We start from the raw sequence: 16668 nt of genomic DNA, 5'->3' as shown, positions 1-16668 counted from the left end.
CGTGGCGCGCGACTGGCTCCTCGAGGAAATGGTCCGCGAGGCGTTGGGCGATACGACTGGCATTACCGAGAAGGCGATGTTCGGCGGACTGTGCTGGCTGCTCGACGGCCATCTGCTGTGCGCAGCGAGCCAGAAGGGGATGATGGTCCGGCTCGGCAAGGGCGAGGACGGCTGGGCGCTAGCGCATCCCGAGATCGTCACCGTCACGATGGGCGAGCGCACCATGCCCGGCTGGGTGCGCGTGCCGCCCGGTCCGAGCCGCGACGACGACATGCTTCGGCGCAACTTGATCGACAAGGCTGTCACTTTCGTCGCGAGGCTCTCGTCGAAACCGGGATTGCGATAGACCCATCCCCTCAGGGGGAAATGCGATGGCGGAACGGGGCAAGGCCTGGATCGGGTTTCTGATCGGGCTCGCGGCGATCGTCGCGGGTTTCTGGAAGACGTTCATCGGCGATCCGCTGAGCAACGATCGCTGGCACACGCTGCACGGCATCGTCTCCTTGCTCTGGGTGGTTCTGCTGATCACCCAGTCTCTGCTGATCCGGGGCGGCAGGCACGGCCTGCACCGCCAGCTCGGCTGGGCCTCGCTCGCGCTGGTCGTGCTGCTGCTCGGCAGCAGTAGCTACATGGTCTATGTCGAGACGGTCGGCGATCCCGACTTCCCGCGCGATCTGCGGCTCACCCTGATCTTCCTGGACGTCGTCTTCCTGCTGCTGTTCGCGGTGATCTACGGGCTAGGGCTGGCCTTCCGTCGCCGTCGTCGGCTGCACGCGCGGCTGATGGGATCGACGATCCTGATCGGGCTCGGCCCGGCGCTGGGGCGGTTCTACGCCGAATATGTCCCGGCCGCGCACGGCCTCGCCGGCGGCCTGCGATGGACGATGTGGACGATCGAGGCGGTGCTGGTCGTCGCCATCCTGCTTGAGCTGCGCCAGGGGCGGCCGCTCTGGCCGCTCCCCGCGATGCTCGGGGTCTTCGTCGCGTTGCAGGTCGGCATGGGCTGGGCGACGGGCGACAGCTTCGCCGCGATCGCGCGGGCGGCGGGCGCGCCGGTCTAGGCGTCCTCGGGCGCCGCGAAGGGATCGTAGCTGCCGAAGCTCCAGACATGGCCCTCGCTGTCGTAGGCGGCGTAGCCGCGGCCGGGATAGCCGTCATTGTCGTGCGGCTCGTCGATGATGCGGGCGCCGTTCGCCCGCGCGCGCTCGCAATGGGCGTCGACATCCTCGACGACGACGTAGATCGAGTTGGTGACGCCGCCCGCTTCCTCCGGCGTGCGCCAGCCATAGCGCTCGCGCGCCTCGCCCGGCATGGCGCTGCCCAGCATGATCATGTTGCCGTCGAGCAGCAGCTGGGCGTGGTGGATGATCTGCTGGTCCTCCTCGTCGGGATAGATGGCGTGCGGCAGGAAGCCGAAGGCATCGCACAGGAACAGGATCGCGGCGGGCGCGTCCTCGTAGCGGAAGCCGGGGATGATGGCGTGGCGCATCGCGTGAATCTCCTTCGCGTTCGTCCTAGCCGAATCGCTGGGCGGCGTATTGGACGGAACGTACCTCAGCCTTCGATCAGCCCTCCGCCCGGCATCGAGCGGGCGAGATAGTCGGACGGCGTCATGCCGGCGAACTCGCGGAACTCGCGAATCAGGTGGGACTGGTCGTAATATCCGGTCTCGGCGGCGAGGCCGGCCCAGTCGGGCGTATCCCCGATCGCCTTGGTGAGGCGGTGGAAGCGGAGTAGCCGGCGGAAGCTGCGCGGACCGATGCCCACCGCATCGCGCACCCGATCGGCGAGGTGCTTGCGGCTCCAGCCGATGTCGCGCGCGATGCCCATGATGTCGAGATCGGGGCGAGTGCGGAGCAGGCGAAGTGCGTGGGCCTGAGCGGCGCATGCCTCCGTTTCGGCGAGCCGTCGCTGGAGCACGCTATCGAGCAGAGCCGCCCGATGGGCGCGGGGCGCCTGCACCAGCCGCTCGCCCAGCCGGCGCGCCCGAGGCCCGAGCAGGTCGTCGAGCGCCACCACCTGATCGGTCATCTGACCAAGCGGCACGCCGATCAGGCGGCGCACGCTTTCGATCGGCAGGAAGATGTGGATGCCGGCCTGCTCCCCCGTCGAGCGCGAGAGCGCTGGCCGCAGGTGCGTGCCGGCGACGAACGCCTCGCCCGCGCCGAGCCGGATCGTCCGCCCGTCGCCGCCGACGATCTCCAGCGGATCGGCGAGATTGAAGATCATCACCCCGTCCGCGATCGGCAATTCGCGTCGCGTCGAGAAGCCGCCGGTGCGCTCCCAATAATCGGTATAATGGTGGACGAGGCCCTTGAGCGCCGGGCCAGCAGCATATTCCGCCACCGACCAGGCGTTGAGCCCGTCGTCATGCTCGAGCTCGAACCGGGGGCGGCGATCCTCCATGGCGTCGCCAGACTACCCCAACCCCTCGGCTTTCGCTACGGCACGGCCATGACCGAGGACGATATCCAGCTCGCCCACCGTCTCGCCGATGCGGCGGGGGAGGCGATCCGCCCCTATTTTCGCGCCGCCTTCACGCGCGAGGACAAGGCCGACGCCTCGCCCGTCACCGAGGCCGATCGCGGCGCCGAGGCGGCGATGCGCGCGATCCTCGATGCCGAGCGACCGCAGGATGGCATCGTCGGCGAGGAATATGGCCGCGAGCGCGACGATGCAGAGCGCGTCTGGGTGCTCGATCCGATCGACGGCACCCGCTCCTTCGTCACCGGGCGGCCGATCTTCGGCACGCTGATCGCGCTGCTGGAGGCGGGGAAGCCGGTGCTGGGCGTGCTCAACCAGCCGATCCTCGGCGAGCGCTGGCTGGGGGTGGCGGGGCGCCGCACCCGCTTCAACGACAGTGTGGCCGGCACGCGCGAATGCGCCATGCTGGGCCACGCCCATGTCGCGACCACCGGTCCCAAATATTTCACGCCGGAGCAGTTCGCCGCCTACACCCGCGTGACCGACGCGGCGCGCGATTCGATCTGGGGCGGGGATTGCTACAATTACGGCCAGCTCGCGCTCGGCCAGCTCGACGCGGTGATCGAGGCCGGCCTCAAGATCTACGACTTCGCCGCGCTGGTGCCGATCGTCGAGGGCGCCGGGGGTCTGATGCGCGACTGGGCCGGCCGCCCGCTCGATCACGGCAGCGACGGTCGCGTGATCGCGGTGGGCGACGCGCAGCTGATGGAGCCGATCCTGGAGGTGCTGGGCGGCTGATCCGCTCAGAAGATTCCCAATACTTTCTTCTTCTCGGGCTTCGGCTGGGCAGCCTGCTCGCTGTTCTTGCCCTTCGTGCCGAGCAGCTTGATCGGCTTGCCCTTGGTGGTGTGCTGAGCGGAGGCCGGCGCCGCCGCCAGCACCGGGCCGCACGCCGCGCTCTTGGCGTCGCCCGGATCGACGAAGGCCAGCACCGAGGCGATCGGCGTCCCGAACACACCCAGCGCCACCGCAGCACCCGCGCGGCCGACCAGCTGCGGCGTGATGATGCCGAGTTTCGGCTGGGCGAAATAACCGCCGATATTGACCGGCGACTGGCCGGAGAAGACCGAGAATTTCTTGGCGTCGGCCCTGAACTGGATGTTCATGGACTCGTCCTTGAAGCTGAACCCGCCCTTGGCCGCCATCACGTTGGCGTCGGTGTCTATCAGGATCGGATCGGCGGCGGCGATGCCGTCCTTCACGGTGAAGGCGATCAGGCCGCAATTGATGTGGACCGGCTTCTTGAGCTTCTTCTGGAGCAGGCGCTGGACGAACACGCCGACGTCGAATTCCGCGAGCTGGACATTGCGCGTCCAGAAGTCGCCGGCCGGGATCATGATCGCGATGCGGCCATCCGAGGTGGCCAGCGACTTGCGCACCGAATCGCCGATGCCGTGCATCTTCACCCGCGCCGCGATCGTGCCGGTGGTGCCCGATTCGTCGACGCCCCAGCCGGCGAGCAGGCGGCCCATCGGGGTGGGCGAGAGGCGGATGTCGTAATCGGTGATCACGCGCGGATCGCGGGCGTTGAGTGCGATGTCCGCATCCAGCTTGCCGCCCGAGACATCCATCGTAACCGGCGAGAGCTTGAGCAGGTTGTGATCGAGATCGAGCGTCAGCGCGACGTTGGATACCGGCACATGCGGCGCGCGGATCACCCGTACCTTGTAATTCACGTGCGCATCGAACGTTTTGAGCGCTTCCGCACGCAGCGGCGCGTCGGGCAGGATCCGCGGGTGGTCGGTCTTGCTCTGCGTGCTCGCGGCGGCGGTGGCGCCGACCGTCGCCAGCTTGTTCGGATCATAGCCGACCATCGGCCCGATATCGATGATGTCGACCTTGTCGGAGGCGAGATCGGCCTTCAGCGTCGGGCGGTCGTTCGGCAGGGAGATGGTCATGCTGCCGGCGATGTCGCTGTCGCCGAACACGCCTGCCAGCCGGGTGAAGCGATACTCTCCGGCTACCTTCTCGACGTGCGAGCGCAGATGATAGGCGCGGGTGTCGGGCACGACGATCTTGAACGGATCGAACAGCAGGCGGACGTTCGAGCCGCGTACCGAGACGTCGGCCTTCGCGCCCTCGATGCTGGTCAGCGCCGGAAGCAGCGCCGCAGCATCCAGATGTGTGTGCGCGAAATCTGCGTGAAGCCTGAGCTGCGTGCGGCCCATCGTGACCGTGGTATTCGGGGATAGCAGTGCGCCGCTGTTGGTGAAGCCATGGCCCTTGTAGGTGCCGGCGCCGGCGAAGCTGATCGCGTTGTCGATGTGCCGTCCGGTCGCGTCCACGTCGCCGAAGCGTTGATCGGTCGCTATGCCCATCACCGGATCGCGATAGCGCAGCGTCGTGCCGGTCACGGCCGCGCGCTCGATCACCGGCATCTGGAGGGGTTCGCCCTTCTTGTTCGGATCGCCGAAGGTCCAGGTATTGTGCGTGTGGGTCTTGTCCCACTCGGTATCGATCGCTCCATTGTTCAGGTTCAGCCAGCGGGCGTGCCTGGCGCCGAAGATCAGCCGGATCGTGGATATGCGCGTGTCGATATGATCGGCGGTCAGGAAGTTGGGCTTGGATGCCCAGCTCGGGTTGGAGACGGACAGCCCGTCCGCCACGAACTTCACATTGATCGGATCGAAATAGAGCTGGAATTCACCCGCCACCTTCACCTGGCGCTCGGACAGACTGGAGGCGATGCTCTCGAACCGCGCCTTCAGAAAGCGTCCCTTGGTGACGAACAGGATCGCCCAGGCCAGCACGATCAGGCCGACGAGGATCGCCAGGATCGACAGCCCAATGCCGATCGGAGCGCCCCAGCGAATCCGCCGCCTTTCCGCCGGAGGGGGCGGCGGGGCGGGTGCGACCGGATCGGTCGAGACGGGTTGCTCCATGTTCACGATTCGACGGAACGGCCGGAATCACGGCGCGGTTCCTTTCGATTCTTGCGTGCAACCGGCTTTCTGCCTATAGGCGCCCGCTTCGATCGAGGGGTCGTCCGGCTAAAAGGGCTGCCGTGGCCGACTCGCAATCGACATCATAAGGAGTCGAAAATGCCCAAGCTGAAGACCAAGAGCGGCGTGAAGAAGCGCTTCAAGCTCACCGCCACCGGCAAGGTGAAGCATGGCGTGGCCGGCAAGCGCCACCGCCTGATTTCGCACAATGCCAAGTACATCCGCACCAACCGCGGCACCACCGTGCTCGCCGAGGCCGATACGGCCCGCGTGAAGCTCTGGGCGCCTTACGGTCTGAACTGAGGAGTACTGACACATGGCACGCGTGAAGCGGGGTACTACGACCCGCGCCAAGCACACCCGGATTCTCGATCAGGCGAAGGGCTATCGCGGCCGTCGCAAGAACACGATCCGTATCGCCCGCCAGGCCGTCGAGAAGGCCGGCCAGTACGCCTATCGCGACCGCAAGGTGAAGAAGCGCTCGTTCCGCGCGCTCTGGATCCAGCGTATCAACGCGGCGGTGCGCGCCGAAGGCCTGACCTACGGCGTGTTCATGCACGGCCTGAAGCTGGCCGGCGTCGAGCTGGACCGGAAGGTCCTCGCCGACATGGCGATGCACGAGGGCGGCGCGTTTAGCGCCATCATCGCGCAGGCCAAGGCGGCTCTGCCCGAGGGTGCCCGCGTCGCGGCTTAAGTCGTAACGCAGAAGCCTATCGAAGGGCGCGGTGGCCGGACGGTCGCCGCGCCCTTTGCTTTTTGGGGCCGCCCTGTCCTAAGGGCACGCCGACACTCCCTGCTCCGGACCGGACATGACCACCGATATCGACCAACTGAAAACGGACATCTTGGCCGCCAACACGGCTGCGCCGGATATCGCGACGTGGGATTCGGTTCGGGTGGCTGCACTCGGCAAACAGGGAAGCATTACGCTTCTTCTCAAGACACTCGGCGGCATGAGCCCGGAAGAGCGGCAGACTACCGGCGCTCGGATCAACCGAGTTCGTGGCGAGGTGAGCGATGCAATCGCTGCGAAGAAAGCCGAACTGGATCGCGCATCCCTCAATGCCAAGCTGGCCTCCGAGACGCTCGACATGTCGCTGCCGATCGCCGGTCTCGGCGGTGGCTCGGTCCACCCCGTCAGCCAGGTGATGGACGAGCTGGCGGAGATCTTCGCCGATCTCGGCTTCGCGGTCGCCACGGGGCCGGAGATCGAGGACGACTGGCACAATTTCACCGCGCTCAACATTCCGGAAACCCATCCGGCCCGCGCGATGCACGACACCTTCTACTTCGACCGCGCGGACGGTGAGGGCCGCAAGATGCTGCTCCGCACCCACACCTCGCCGGTGCAGATCCGCACGATGGTGACGACGCCGCCGCCGATTCGCATCATCGCGCCGGGCCGTACCTATCGTTCCGACAGCGACGCCACCCACACGCCGATGTTTCATCAGGTCGAGGGCTTGGTGATCGATCGCGGCATCACGCTCGGCCACCTGAAATGGACGCTCGAGACCTTCGTGAAGGCCTATTTCGAGCGCGACGACATCGTGCTGCGCCTTCGCCCGAGCTACTTCCCCTTCACCGAGCCCTCGATGGAGGTCGATGTCGGCTACACGCTGGTGAAGGGCAAGCGCACCATCGGCGGCGCCGAGCCGGACGGGTGGATGGAAATCCTCGGCTCCGGCATGGTCCACCCCAAGGTCATCGCCGCCTGCGGGCTGGACCCGAACGAGTGGCAGGGCTTCGCCTTCGGCTGCGGGATCGATCGCCTCGCGATGCTCAAATACGGCATGGACGATCTGCGCGCCTTCTTCGACGGCGATCTGCGCTGGCTGCGTCATTACGGTTTCTCGGCGCTCGACGTGCCCACTTTGTCCGGAGGAGTGGGGGCATGAAGTTCACGCTGGGTTGGCTCAAGGAGCATCTCGACACGACCGCCGACGCCGCTGCGGTGGCCGACGCGCTCACCCGCATCGGGCTGGAGGTGGAGGACGTCTCCAACCCCGCCGATGTGCTGCGGCCTTTCAAGATCGCAAAGGTGCTTACCGCGGCGCCGCATCCGCAGGCGGACAAGCTGCAGGTGCTGTCGGTGGATGCCGGCGACGGGCCGCTGCAGGTCGTCTGCGGCGCCCCCAACGCGCGCGCCGGGCTGGTCGGCATCTTCGGCGCGCCGGGCACGTGGGTGCCGGGGCCAGACATGACGCTCAAGGTTGCGGCGATCCGGGGTGTCGAATCGAACGGCATGATGTGCTCGTTCCGCGAGCTGCTGCTCGGCGAAGATCATGACGGCATCGTCGAGCTGCCCGCGGATGCGCCGGTCGGCACCAGCTACGCCGAATATGCCGGGCTGGACGATCCGCTGTTCGACGTGAGCGTCACCCCCAACCGGCAGGACTGCATGGGCGTGCGCGGCATCGCGCGCGATCTCGCGGCGTTCGGTCTGGGGACGTTGAAGCCGCTGGCGGAAGCCTATCGCTGGTTCCGGGAAACTGGCGAGGGCACGGCTGAGTGGTTCACATCTATCCAGCCGATCGAAGGACACAGTCCTGCACCGGATGTCAGGACGGATGATCCGGAAGTATGCCCGGCCTTCTATGCGCAAGCCGTTTCGGGCGTAACAAATCACGACACGCCACTCTGGATGAGCCGCTATCTAAAACTGATTGGCCAGAAGCCGATCTCGGTGCTGGTCGACATCACCAACTTCGTCTCGGTCGATCTCGGCCGCCCGCTGCACGTCTATGACCGCGCGAAGCTGTCCGGTGCCCTGGTGGCGCGGAAGGCGAAGGACGGCGAGCAGGTGCTCGCGCTCAACGGCAAGACCTACACGCTCGATTCGACCATGACCGTCATCGCCGACGACGCGATGGTGCACGATATCGGCGGCATCATGGGCGGCGAGCATTCGGGCGTGTCGGAGACGACCACCGACGTGCTGATCGAATGCGCCTATTTCGATCCCGATCATATCGCGCTGACCGGCCAGAGGCTGGCGCTGACCAGCGACGCGCGCCAGCGCTTCGAGCGTGGCGTCGATCCGGCCTTCCTCGACGACGGCCTCGCCATCGCGACGAAGCTGGTGCTCGATCATTGCGGTGGCACGGCGAGCGCGATCACGCGCGCGGGGGAGCCGCCGGTAGCGCAGCGGACGCTCGCCTACGATCCGGCGCGTGTGCTGGCGCTGGGCGGCTTCGACGTGCCGGCGGACCGGCAGAAGGCGATCCTCGAACGGCTCGGTTTCGGCGTCTCGGACGACTTCACCGTGACGATCCCGACGTGGCGCCGCGACATCGACGGCACCGCCGATCTGGTCGAGGAAGTCGTGCGGATCGAGGGGCTGGACAAGGTGCCGTCCACCCCGCTGCCGCGCGCCGAGGGCGTCGCGAAGCCGACTGCCAGCCCCGAGCAGCGCGTCGAGCGCAAGGCGCGTCGTGCGGCGGCCGCACGCGGCTTCGCCGAGGCGGTGACATGGTCCTTCCTCTCCGAGAAGGAGGCCGCGCCGTTCGGCGGCGGCCACTGGACGCTCGCCAATCCGATCTCCGAAGATCTCAAGGTGATGCGCCCGTCGCTGGTGCCGGGCCTCGCTCGCGCCGCGCAGCGCAACCGTGATCGCGGTGAGAAGGCGATTCGCCTGTTCGAGCTCGGCCGTCGCTATCTCAACGATGCCGAGCGGCCGACGCTGACCGTGCTGATCGCCGGCGACGCCGCCGCGCGCGACTGGCGCACCGGCAAGGCGCGCCTTGCCGACGCTTATGATGCCAAGGCCGAGGCGCTGGCGGTGCTGGCGGCGGCGGGCGCGCCGGTCAATCGGCTCCAGCTGATCGGGCCGGGCGGCGAGACCTGGCATCCAGGGCGCTCGGGCCAGCTCGGCCTCGGCCCCAAGATGATCCTCGCCACCTTCGGCGAGCTGCACCCCGAGACGCTGAAGGCGCTCGGCGTCGAGGGGCCGATGGTCGCGGCGGAAATCTATCTCGATGCGATCCCGGCGAAGCGCGATGCCGGCCGCGCCCGCCCGGCCTACATGCCCTCGGCGCTCCAGGCGGTGCGGCGTGACTTCGCGTTCCTCGTGCCCGCCGATCTCGCGGCTGACAAGCTCACCCGCGCCATTGCCGGCGCGGACAAGCAGGCGATCACCGAGGTCTCGCTGTTCGATGTGTTCACGGGCGCGGGCGTCCCCGAGGGGCAGAAGTCGCTGGCGATCGAGGTGATGCTCCAGCCGGCAGACAAGAGCTTCGATGATGCCGCGTTGAAGGCGATCGCCGACAGGATCGTCGCGGCGGCGGCCAAGCAGGGGGCTAACCTACGAGGGTAATTCTCCCCTCCCTGGAAGGGAGGGGCCTTCTGAGTTCAGCCCCGCCGGATCAGGAACACTGCATGCTCGGCGCGGAAGTTGGCGGCCCATGCGCTGGTCAGCCGGTCGCCGTTGAGGAACCACGCACCCTCCGTCACGATGCCGCGCTCCTTCAGGAAGGCGCGAAAATCGTCGATGGTGAGGTGGTGGATGTTGGGCGTCTCGTACCAGCTCTCGGCTAGCGCGCTTGTCACCGGCATCCGCCCGCCCCACAGCAGCGCCAACCGCATCCGCCAATAGGCGAAGTTGGGGAAGGACACAAAGGCCCGGCGCCCGATCCGCAACAGCTCGTCGAGCACCTTGTCGGGCGCGCGCGTCGTCTGGAGGGTCTGGCTGAGGATGGCGTAGTCGAAGGCGTTGGAGGGGTATCCGGCAAGATCGACGTCGGCGTCGCCCTGCACCACCGACAGCCCGCGCGCCACCGCGCTGGCGACGTTGCCGGCATCGATCTCGATGCCCCGCGCATCCACCCTCGCGTGATCGCGGAGCGCCGCCATCAGCGCGCCGTCGGCACAGCCGATATCGAGCGCGCGCGTGCCCGGCGCGACATGGTCCGCGATGATCCGCAAATCGGGGCGGAGAGCGAGGAGCGCCTGATCGTTCACAGCCCGCCCGCCCGCAGGAAGCCGTCGACCACGCGGTTGAGCTCGGGCGCGTCGAGCAGGAAGGCGTCGTGCCCGTAGGGCGAGGACAGCTCGACGAAGCTCGCTGCCGCGCCGGCCGCGTTGAGCGCCTGCACGATGCTCCGTGATTCGCGGGTGGGGTAGAGCCAGTCGGTATCGAAGGAGACCAGGCAGAAGCGCGCCTTGCTGCCCTGGAAGGCGTTGGCGAGCAGGCCGCCATGCTCCTCCGCGAGATCGAAATAATCCATCGCGCGGGTGATGTAGAGGTAGGAGTTGGCGTCGAAGCGATCGACGAAGCTCAACCCCTGATGGCGCAGATAGCTTTCCACCTGGAAATCCGCATCGAAGCCGAAGCCCTTGGCGTCCCGTGCCTGCAGCCGCCGCCCGAATTTCTCGGTGAGGCCGTCCTCCGACAGATAGGTGATGTGCGCTGCCATCCGTGCCACGGCGAGGCCGTCGGCCGGGGCGTCGTTGCTCTCGTAATAATCGCCGCCGCGCCACCTGGGATCGGCCATGATCGCCTGGCGGCCGACCTCGTGGAAGGCGATGTTCTGCGCCGAATGGCGAGCCGCCGAGGCGATGATCACCGCCGACTTCATGCGATCGGGAAAGGTCGCCGCCCACTCCAGCACCTGCATCCCGCCCATCGATCCGCCAACGGCGGTCAGCTCGCGCACGCCTAGATGATCGAGCAGCATAGCCTGCGCGCGCACCATGTCGCGGATCGTGATGACCGGAAAGCGCATCGCATAGGGGTTGCCGTCCGCCGCCGCCGTCGCGGGACCGGAAGAGCCCATGCAGGAACCGAGCACATTGGCGCAGACGATGAAATGGCGCTTGGGATCGATCGGCTTGCCCTCGCCCACCATGCGCGTCCACCAGCCGGGCTTGCCGGTAACAGGGTGGATGCTCGCGACATGCTGATCGCCGGTAAGTGCGTGACAGATCAGAATGGCGTTGGAGGCATCGGCGTTCAGCGTGCCATATGTCTCGTAGGCGATGGTGACGGGCGCAAGGCTCTGTCCGCCGTCGAGCGCCAGCGGCCCGGGCAGGGTGACGCTGCGCGCGTGTCCGAACCGTTCGTCATGCTCCATGCTGAGGCGAGCGCTAGGAGTGGGCGATGTCGCGTGTCAACCGGCAACGCCGGTGCGGCGATCCGCGCACTGCATCAATTGATCCGCGACTCGGACATTCCCTCCCGCGCCGTTCGCCGCTACAGCGCGCGGCCATGACCCAGCACAGCTCCGAACTTCGGCCTAAGCCCTGGATCGAGGCGATCGCGCCCTACGTGCCCGGCCGCTCGACCACCGATAGCGGCTTGAAGGCCGCCAAGCTCTCGTCCAACGAGAATCCGCTCGGCACCGCGCCTGAGGTGCGGGAGGCGTTCGTCGCGGCGTCGCAGAGCCTCGATCGCTATCCCGACGCGGGAGCGACCGAGCTGCGCGAGGCGATCGCCGCGCATTACGGGCTGGATGCGGGCCGGGTGATCCACGGCACCGGATCGGACGAGGTGCTGCACCTCGCGGCCGGTGCCTTCGCGGGACAGGGCGACGAGGTGCTGTTCGTCCGCTACGGTTTCTCGGTCTATCCGATCGCGGCGCGGCGGGTGGGCGCGGTACCCGTCGAGGCGCCGGATGTCGGCTATGCCACCGACGTCGATTCGCTGCTCGCGGCGGTGACCGAGAAGACGCGCGTCGTCTTCATCGCCAATCCCAACAACCCGACCGGCACCTACCTGTCGCGATCCGAGCTGCTGCGGCTGCATGCGGGCCTGCCCGCCGACTGCCTGTTCGTGGTCGACCAGGCCTATGCCGAATATCTCTCGCCGGAGGATGACGACGGTGCGTTCGAGCTGGCGCAGTCGGTGCCCAACGTGCTGGTGACGCGCACCTTCTCGAAGATCTTCGGGCTGGCGGCGGAGCGGATCGGCTGGGGCTACGGCCCGGCCAACGTGATCCAGGCGATGCACAAGATCCGCGCGCCCTTTAACGTCACGACCGCCGGTCAGCGGGCGGCGATCGCCAGCCTGCATGCCAAGGACTTCGTCGAGGCCAGCCGGCTCCACAACGAGAAATGGCTCGGCTGGATGGCGGACGAGATCGGCAAGCTCGGCAATGCGGGCCTGTGCGCGGTGCCGTCCAAGGCGAACTTCCTGCTCGTGCTGTTCGAGGGCCGGACGACCGCCGAGGAAGCCTATACCGCACTGATGGAGAAGGGCTTCATCGTGCGCTGGCTGCCGGGGCAGGGGCTGCGCCACGGCCTGCGCATGTCGGTCGGCACCGGGGAGCAGACCAAGGGCCTCATCCGCGCGCTGCGCGAGATCGTCGGCGCGGAAGGCTGATGCTGCCTTTCTCGCGCGTCACCGTCATCGGGCTGGGGCTGATCGGCTCGTCGATCGCGCGGGCGGTGCGCCAGCACATGCCGACCGTCCGGCTCACCCTGCACGATGCCGATCCGGCGGTGCGCGAAAGGGTGCGCGATCTCGATCTGGGCGACGATGTGCCCGATACGGCCGGCGCCTCCGTCATCGACGCCGATCTGGTGATGCTCTGCGTGCCGGTCGGCGCGATGGGCGCGGTGGCGGCGGCGATCGCCGACGATCTGCCAGCCGATGCGATCGTCAGCGACGTGGGGAGCGCCAAGACGGCGGTGCTGGCGGCGCTGCGCGAGGCCCTGCCGAACGCGACGGTCATCCCCGGCCATCCGGTTGCCGGCACCGAGAATAGCGGGCCGGACGCCGGCTTCGCGAGCCTGTTCACCGGCCGTTTTTGCATCCTGACCCCGCCCGACGGTGCGCCGGAAGCAGCGGTGGTGCGGCTGCGCGCCTTCTGGGAGGCGTTCGGATCGCAGGTCGAGATCATGGACGCCAAGCACCACGATCTCGTGCTCGCCGTCACCAGCCACGTGCCGCACCTGATTGCCTACACGATCGTCGGCACCGCCTCCGATCTGGAGGAGGTCACCCAAAGCGAGGTGATCAAATATTCGGCGGGCGGCTTCCGCGACTTCACCCGCATCGCCGCATCCGACCCGACGATGTGGCGCGACGTGTTCCTCAACAATCGCGAGGCGGTGCTCGAAATCCTCCAGCGGCTGACCGAGGATCTGACCATGCTCCAGCGCGCGATCCGCTGGGGCGACGGCGACGCGCTGTTCAACCTGTTTACCCGAACCCGCGCGGTGCGCCGCTCGATCGTCGAGCAGGGGCAGGACGATCCGGCGCCCGATTTCGGGCGGCAGCACTGACCTTGTCTTCATTGCGAGCGTAGCGCAGCAATTCACGATGGGTCGCACCTCGCGATGACGACGGTTCAGGCGTTCAGTGCGTTGATCGCTGTGTGCACCGCTGCCTCGATCTCCTTGCGCGGCAGGCCGACCGGGATCGTCTCGCCGAAGCGCAGAGTCACGACGCCGGGCCGCTTCACCAGTCCGCGCGGCCAGACGATCCCTGCGTCGGTCGCGATCGGCACCACCGGCATCGCAAGCCGCGCGTAGAGGCCCGCAAAGCCCGCCTGCAGCTTGGGCGCCCGGCCATGCGGCACGCGCGTGCCCTCCGGGAAGATCAGCACCGCGCGATGCTGCGCCCTGGCGTCATCCGCCGCCTGCAGCATGGCACGCAGCGCGCCCGCGCTCGCCGCGCGATCGACCGGGATGACGCCGTGGCGGCGGGTGAGGCGGCCGAACAGCGGGATATCCGCCAGCTCGCGTTTCAGCACGATGATCGGATCGTCGATCAGCGCCAGCAACGCCAGTGTCTCGTAGGCAGATTCGTGTTTGGCGGCGACCAGCGTCGGCGTCGACGGCACGTCGCCCTCAACCCGGATCCGCACGCCCAGTACCATGCGCGCGAGCCAGAGATACGTCCGCCCCCAGGCGCGCGCATAGCGGGACATGCCGCGCCGGCTCGCCAATGCGACGATCAGACCGGGAAAAACCATGAGCGTCGTCAGCGCGTAGAACAGGAAGGCGAACAGCAGCGAACGCAGCAGGGTCATCGATCAATAGCCGAAGGGCGCCGCGACGAGGCGCAGAACATATTTGTTATACTCGGTGAACAGCGTCATGAAACCGGGCTGGCTGCGGATTGCGTCGGGCACGATCGCGATCCCGCTGCCCTTGAGCGCGCGATTCAGATCCGAATGGGCGCGGGGCATGTGCCAGTCGGTCGTGATCAGCCGGGCGCTGTGATAGCGATGCTGCTCCAGCCATTTCGCCGTTTCGGTGGCGTTGGAACGGGTGTCGACCGATTCCTTGCCAAGATCGACGCAGCAATCGAACAGCGCGAGCGGTCGCCCGGTGCGCGCCGCCAGCTCCTTCTTGCGAACGGTGCGATCGGTGCCCGAGACCAACAACCGCCGCGCGCGATGCTGCGCCAGCAGGTCCAGCCCGCGATCGAGCCGGCCCGAGCCGCCGGTCAGCACGACGATGGCGTCGGTCACGTCGTCGCCCGCCGGACGTGGCAGGGTGAGCGCGAAGACGGCGAAGCCCAGTCCCCACAGCACGATCAGCAGGGCGATCAGGCGACGGATCACAGCGTCTGTCCCAGCGCGCGCTGCACCGTGATGCGCGCGACCAGCAGCGCCAGTAGGCCGGCGAGCAGCGGCAGGCACAGCAGCACCAGCCAGGCAAGTCCGGGTAGCGCGATCGACCCGACGAGGCCCGATCCGATCTCGCCGATCCGCCGGCCCAGCACCACGATCACCACGATCGCCGCGAGCAGGCCGACCATCGCGCCGAACAGCGCATCCAGGGCGATGCGACGCTGAAAGAGACGTGCGACCTGGACGTCGGTAGCGCCCATCATGTGCATGACGTCGATGGTGCGGCGATGCGTGTTGAGCGCCGAGCGCGCGGCGAGCACCACCGCAGCCGCCGTCGCGCCCGCCATCATCACCACGATCCCGCCGGCGAGCAGTCCCAGCGACCGGATCAGTCCGACCAGCGGCGCGATGAAGCCGGCATGATCGTCGATGCGGGCATGCGGAGCGGCCGCCCTTATCGCGCCCGCGATCTGGTCGAGCCGGTCGCGGCCCGCGCCGGTGAGATCGATGTCGATCATCGCGGGGAGGGGAATATCCTTGTCGAGCCCGGCATCGCCCAGCCACGGGCGCAGCAGCGTCTGCATCTCCTGATCGCCGAGGCGGCGGGCCGAGATCACGCCATCCTCATGCGACAGCAATTGCTGCGCGGCGCCGGCCTCGCGATCGCGCTGGTCGGTGTCGGCGAGGATGATCTGCACGGTCACCTGCCGGCCGAGATCGGCGCCGAGCCGATTGGCGGCCGATCCCATCGCCAGCCCGCCCGCCGCCGCCAATGCGGTGAGGAACATCATGATCGCGATCACCCACGGCATCGGCCCGGCGAGCCGGCCCTCGGGCAACAGCCGCCGCTCGGCCTGCGAAGCGCCCAGCACCGTCAATGCCCGTCCGCCTTCGGCGGGTAGCGCAATGCTCCCGTCGGGTCCTGCAGCCGCCCGCGATCGAGCCGCATCACATTGGCCGATGCGACACGGCTCAGCAGATGAATGTCGTGGGTTGCCACCACGATCGTCGTGCCGAGCGTGTTGAGCGCATCGAACAGGTGCAGCAGGCGGGCCGCCATCTCCGGATCGACGTTTCCGGTCGGCTCGTCGGCGACGAGGATTTCGGGCCGCCCGATCACCGCGCGAGCGATGGCGACGCGCTGCTGCTCGCCGCCCGAGAGAGTCGGCGGGTGGGCGGAGGCGCGGTCCGCGAGGCCCACCCAGGCCAGCATCTCGCGCACCGGTGTCACCAGATCGCGCTCGTCGACGCCGGCGATGCGCAGCGGCAGCGCGATATTGTCGAAGGCGGAGAGATGCGGGATCAGCCGGAAATCCTGGAACACCACGCCGATCCGCCGTCTGAAGCCCGGCAGGCGCGCACGGCGCAGCTGCACCACATCCTCGTCGAACAACCGGATCGCGCCGCGCGTCGGGCGCTGCGAAAGATACAGCATCTTTAGCAGCGAGGTCTTGCCCGCGCCGGAGGGACCAGTGAGGAAATAGAAGCCGCCCGCGGCCAGCGTGAAGCTCAGGTCCGACAGCGTCTCGGCGCCGGTCCCATAGCGCAGGCCGACATTCTCGAACTGCACGATACCGGACATTCGCTGCGCTTCGGCCTTTCTCTCGATCCACTGTTCGCCGCCGCTTTCGCACAAGCGCGATGGGGGGAGCAAGCGCGGCGCTTGCCAGCCGGCCTCGCATCGTCCTAGACCGGAGCGAAAGGGGTTGCATGGCGCGCAAGAA

At 67.7% G+C, this 16668-nt stretch carries 18 protein-coding genes; 9 read left to right on the top strand and 9 right to left on the bottom strand.

The genetic code is table 11. The features are described from left to right. The first annotated feature begins 1 nt into the window (after position 1). Positions 2-346, top strand: a complete 345-nt coding sequence (locus HZF05_RS15135; RefSeq protein ID WP_160365403.1) for a TfoX/Sxy family protein — start codon at positions 2-4, stop codon at positions 344-346. Between the two features lie 25 nt (positions 347-371). After that, a complete protein-coding gene (locus tag HZF05_RS15130; RefSeq protein ID WP_160365402.1) occupies positions 372-1061 on the top strand; it encodes a hypothetical protein in 690 nt (229 codons plus the stop codon). On the opposite strand, the gene HZF05_RS15125 is transcribed toward HZF05_RS15130, so the two are convergent. Continuing rightward, positions 1058-1489: a VOC family protein gene (locus tag HZF05_RS15125; protein WP_160365401.1), complete on the bottom strand. Its 432-nt coding sequence runs from the start codon at positions 1487-1489 to the stop codon at positions 1058-1060. The two genes, HZF05_RS15130 and HZF05_RS15125, sit on opposite strands and share 4 nt — an antisense overlap. 65 nt (positions 1490-1554) lie before the next feature. Next, positions 1555-2406 (bottom strand): helix-turn-helix domain-containing protein, encoded by an 852-nt coding sequence (locus HZF05_RS15120; RefSeq protein WP_160365400.1) that lies wholly within the window; start codon positions 2404-2406, stop codon positions 1555-1557. Positions 2407-2454: 48 nt separating this feature from the next. On the opposite strand from HZF05_RS15120, the gene hisN reads away from it, so the two are divergent. Beyond that, the gene (gene hisN / locus HZF05_RS15115) at positions 2455-3222 is read left to right on the top strand and encodes a histidinol-phosphatase (RefSeq protein WP_160365515.1); all 768 of its coding nucleotides are present in this window, start codon (positions 2455-2457) and stop codon (positions 3220-3222) included. 5 nt (positions 3223-3227) lie between these two features. Here the strand turns inward: hisN and HZF05_RS15110 are convergent, their stop codons facing one another. After that, entirely contained in the window at positions 3228-5366 is a 2139-nt protein-coding gene (locus HZF05_RS15110) for an AsmA family protein (RefSeq protein WP_160365399.1), read from the bottom strand. Positions 5367-5525: 159 nt separating this feature from the next. Between HZF05_RS15110 and rpmI the strand changes: the two genes are divergently transcribed. The 4 genes from rpmI (at position 5526) to pheT (ending at position 9741) form a co-directional block, all read left to right on the top strand. Further along, on the top strand, positions 5526-5729 hold the full coding sequence (gene rpmI / locus HZF05_RS15105) for a 50S ribosomal protein L35 (protein WP_022692209.1): 204 nt from the start codon (positions 5526-5528) through the stop codon (positions 5727-5729). Between the two features lie 13 nt (positions 5730-5742). Then, positions 5743-6120: a 50S ribosomal protein L20 gene (rplT, locus tag HZF05_RS15100; protein WP_160365398.1), complete on the top strand. Its 378-nt coding sequence runs from the start codon at positions 5743-5745 to the stop codon at positions 6118-6120. A 115-nt stretch (positions 6121-6235) separates the two neighbouring features. Then, complete coding sequence (gene pheS, locus HZF05_RS15095) at positions 6236-7324, top strand: phenylalanine--tRNA ligase subunit alpha (protein ID WP_160365397.1); 1089 nt, start codon at positions 6236-6238, stop codon at positions 7322-7324. Next, a complete protein-coding gene (pheT, locus tag HZF05_RS15090; protein ID WP_160365396.1) occupies positions 7321-9741 on the top strand; it encodes a phenylalanine--tRNA ligase subunit beta in 2421 nt (806 codons plus the stop codon). Before pheS ends, pheT begins: the two co-directional genes overlap by 4 nt. Before the next feature lie 35 nt (positions 9742-9776). On the opposite strand, the gene metW is transcribed toward pheT, so the two are convergent. Further along, the gene (gene metW, locus HZF05_RS15085; protein ID WP_343046897.1) at positions 9777-10385 is read right to left on the bottom strand and encodes a methionine biosynthesis protein MetW; all 609 of its coding nucleotides are present in this window, start codon (positions 10383-10385) and stop codon (positions 9777-9779) included. Then, entirely contained in the window at positions 10382-11497 is a 1116-nt protein-coding gene (metX, locus tag HZF05_RS21945; protein ID WP_160365395.1) for a homoserine O-acetyltransferase MetX, read from the bottom strand. The genes metW and metX overlap by 4 nt, the downstream gene beginning before the upstream one ends. Positions 11498-11631: 134 nt before the next feature. Between metX and hisC the strand changes: the two genes are divergently transcribed. Further along, positions 11632-12744 carry a histidinol-phosphate transaminase gene (gene hisC, locus HZF05_RS15080; RefSeq protein WP_160365394.1) on the top strand — a complete coding sequence of 371 codons (1113 nt, stop codon included), beginning with the start codon at positions 11632-11634 and terminating at the stop codon, positions 12742-12744. After that, the gene (locus tag HZF05_RS15075) at positions 12744-13649 is read left to right on the top strand and encodes a prephenate/arogenate dehydrogenase family protein (RefSeq protein WP_160365393.1); all 906 of its coding nucleotides are present in this window, start codon (positions 12744-12746) and stop codon (positions 13647-13649) included. Before hisC ends, HZF05_RS15075 begins: the two co-directional genes overlap by 1 nt. Before the next feature lie 65 nt (positions 13650-13714). On the opposite strand, the gene HZF05_RS15070 is transcribed toward HZF05_RS15075, so the two are convergent. From HZF05_RS15070 to ftsE, 4 genes are read right to left on the bottom strand one after another with little or no spacing between them, the layout of a single operon-like run. Next, positions 13715-14398 (bottom strand): lysophospholipid acyltransferase family protein, encoded by a 684-nt coding sequence (locus HZF05_RS15070; RefSeq protein WP_160365392.1) that lies wholly within the window; start codon positions 14396-14398, stop codon positions 13715-13717. 3 nt (positions 14399-14401) lie between these two features. Continuing rightward, a complete protein-coding gene (locus HZF05_RS15065; RefSeq protein ID WP_160365391.1) occupies positions 14402-14935 on the bottom strand; it encodes an ElyC/SanA/YdcF family protein in 534 nt (177 codons plus the stop codon). After that, the gene (locus tag HZF05_RS15060; protein WP_343046903.1) at positions 14932-15816 is read right to left on the bottom strand and encodes a cell division protein FtsX; all 885 of its coding nucleotides are present in this window, start codon (positions 15814-15816) and stop codon (positions 14932-14934) included. The genes HZF05_RS15065 and HZF05_RS15060 overlap by 4 nt, the downstream gene beginning before the upstream one ends. Before the next feature lie 2 nt (positions 15817-15818). Then, positions 15819-16526: a cell division ATP-binding protein FtsE gene (gene ftsE, locus HZF05_RS15055; protein ID WP_160365389.1), complete on the bottom strand. Its 708-nt coding sequence runs from the start codon at positions 16524-16526 to the stop codon at positions 15819-15821. Positions 16527-16668: the final 142 nt, after the last annotated feature.

It is taken from the genome of Sphingomonas chungangi (genome assembly GCF_013778325.1).
GTDB lineage: Bacteria > Pseudomonadota > Alphaproteobacteria > Sphingomonadales > Sphingomonadaceae > Solisphingomonas > Solisphingomonas chungangi.
This window is presented reverse-complemented; position numbering and strand designations above follow the sequence as displayed.

What these genes read in the sequence shown, in the direction of transcription:
- HZF05_RS15130 (WP_160365402.1), top strand. Translation starts at nt 372, where the DNA reads ATGGCGGAACGGGGCAAGGCCTGGATCGGGTTTCTGATCGGGCTCGCG.
- HZF05_RS15125 (WP_160365401.1), bottom strand. Translation starts at nt 1,489, where the DNA reads ATGCGCCACGCCATCATCCCCGGCTTCCGCTACGAGGACGCGCCCGCC.
- HZF05_RS15120 (WP_160365400.1), bottom strand. Translation starts at nt 2,406, where the DNA reads ATGGAGGATCGCCGCCCCCGGTTCGAGCTCGAGCATGACGACGGGCTC.
- hisN (WP_160365515.1), top strand. Translation starts at nt 2,455, where the DNA reads ATGACCGAGGACGATATCCAGCTCGCCCACCGTCTCGCCGATGCGGCG.
- HZF05_RS15110 (WP_160365399.1), bottom strand. Translation starts at nt 5,366, where the DNA reads ATGGAGCAACCCGTCTCGACCGATCCGGTCGCACCCGCCCCGCCGCCC.
- rpmI (WP_022692209.1), top strand. Translation starts at nt 5,526, where the DNA reads ATGCCCAAGCTGAAGACCAAGAGCGGCGTGAAGAAGCGCTTCAAGCTC.
- rplT (WP_160365398.1), top strand. Translation starts at nt 5,743, where the DNA reads ATGGCACGCGTGAAGCGGGGTACTACGACCCGCGCCAAGCACACCCGG.
- pheS (WP_160365397.1), top strand. Translation starts at nt 6,236, where the DNA reads ATGACCACCGATATCGACCAACTGAAAACGGACATCTTGGCCGCCAAC.
- pheT (WP_160365396.1), top strand. Translation starts at nt 7,321, where the DNA reads ATGAAGTTCACGCTGGGTTGGCTCAAGGAGCATCTCGACACGACCGCC.
- metX (WP_160365395.1), bottom strand. Translation starts at nt 11,497, where the DNA reads ATGGAGCATGACGAACGGTTCGGACACGCGCGCAGCGTCACCCTGCCC.
- hisC (WP_160365394.1), top strand. Translation starts at nt 11,632, where the DNA reads ATGACCCAGCACAGCTCCGAACTTCGGCCTAAGCCCTGGATCGAGGCG.
- HZF05_RS15075 (WP_160365393.1), top strand. Translation starts at nt 12,744, where the DNA reads ATGCTGCCTTTCTCGCGCGTCACCGTCATCGGGCTGGGGCTGATCGGC.
- HZF05_RS15070 (WP_160365392.1), bottom strand. Translation starts at nt 14,398, where the DNA reads ATGACCCTGCTGCGTTCGCTGCTGTTCGCCTTCCTGTTCTACGCGCTG.
- ftsE (WP_160365389.1), bottom strand. Translation starts at nt 16,526, where the DNA reads ATGTCCGGTATCGTGCAGTTCGAGAATGTCGGCCTGCGCTATGGGACC.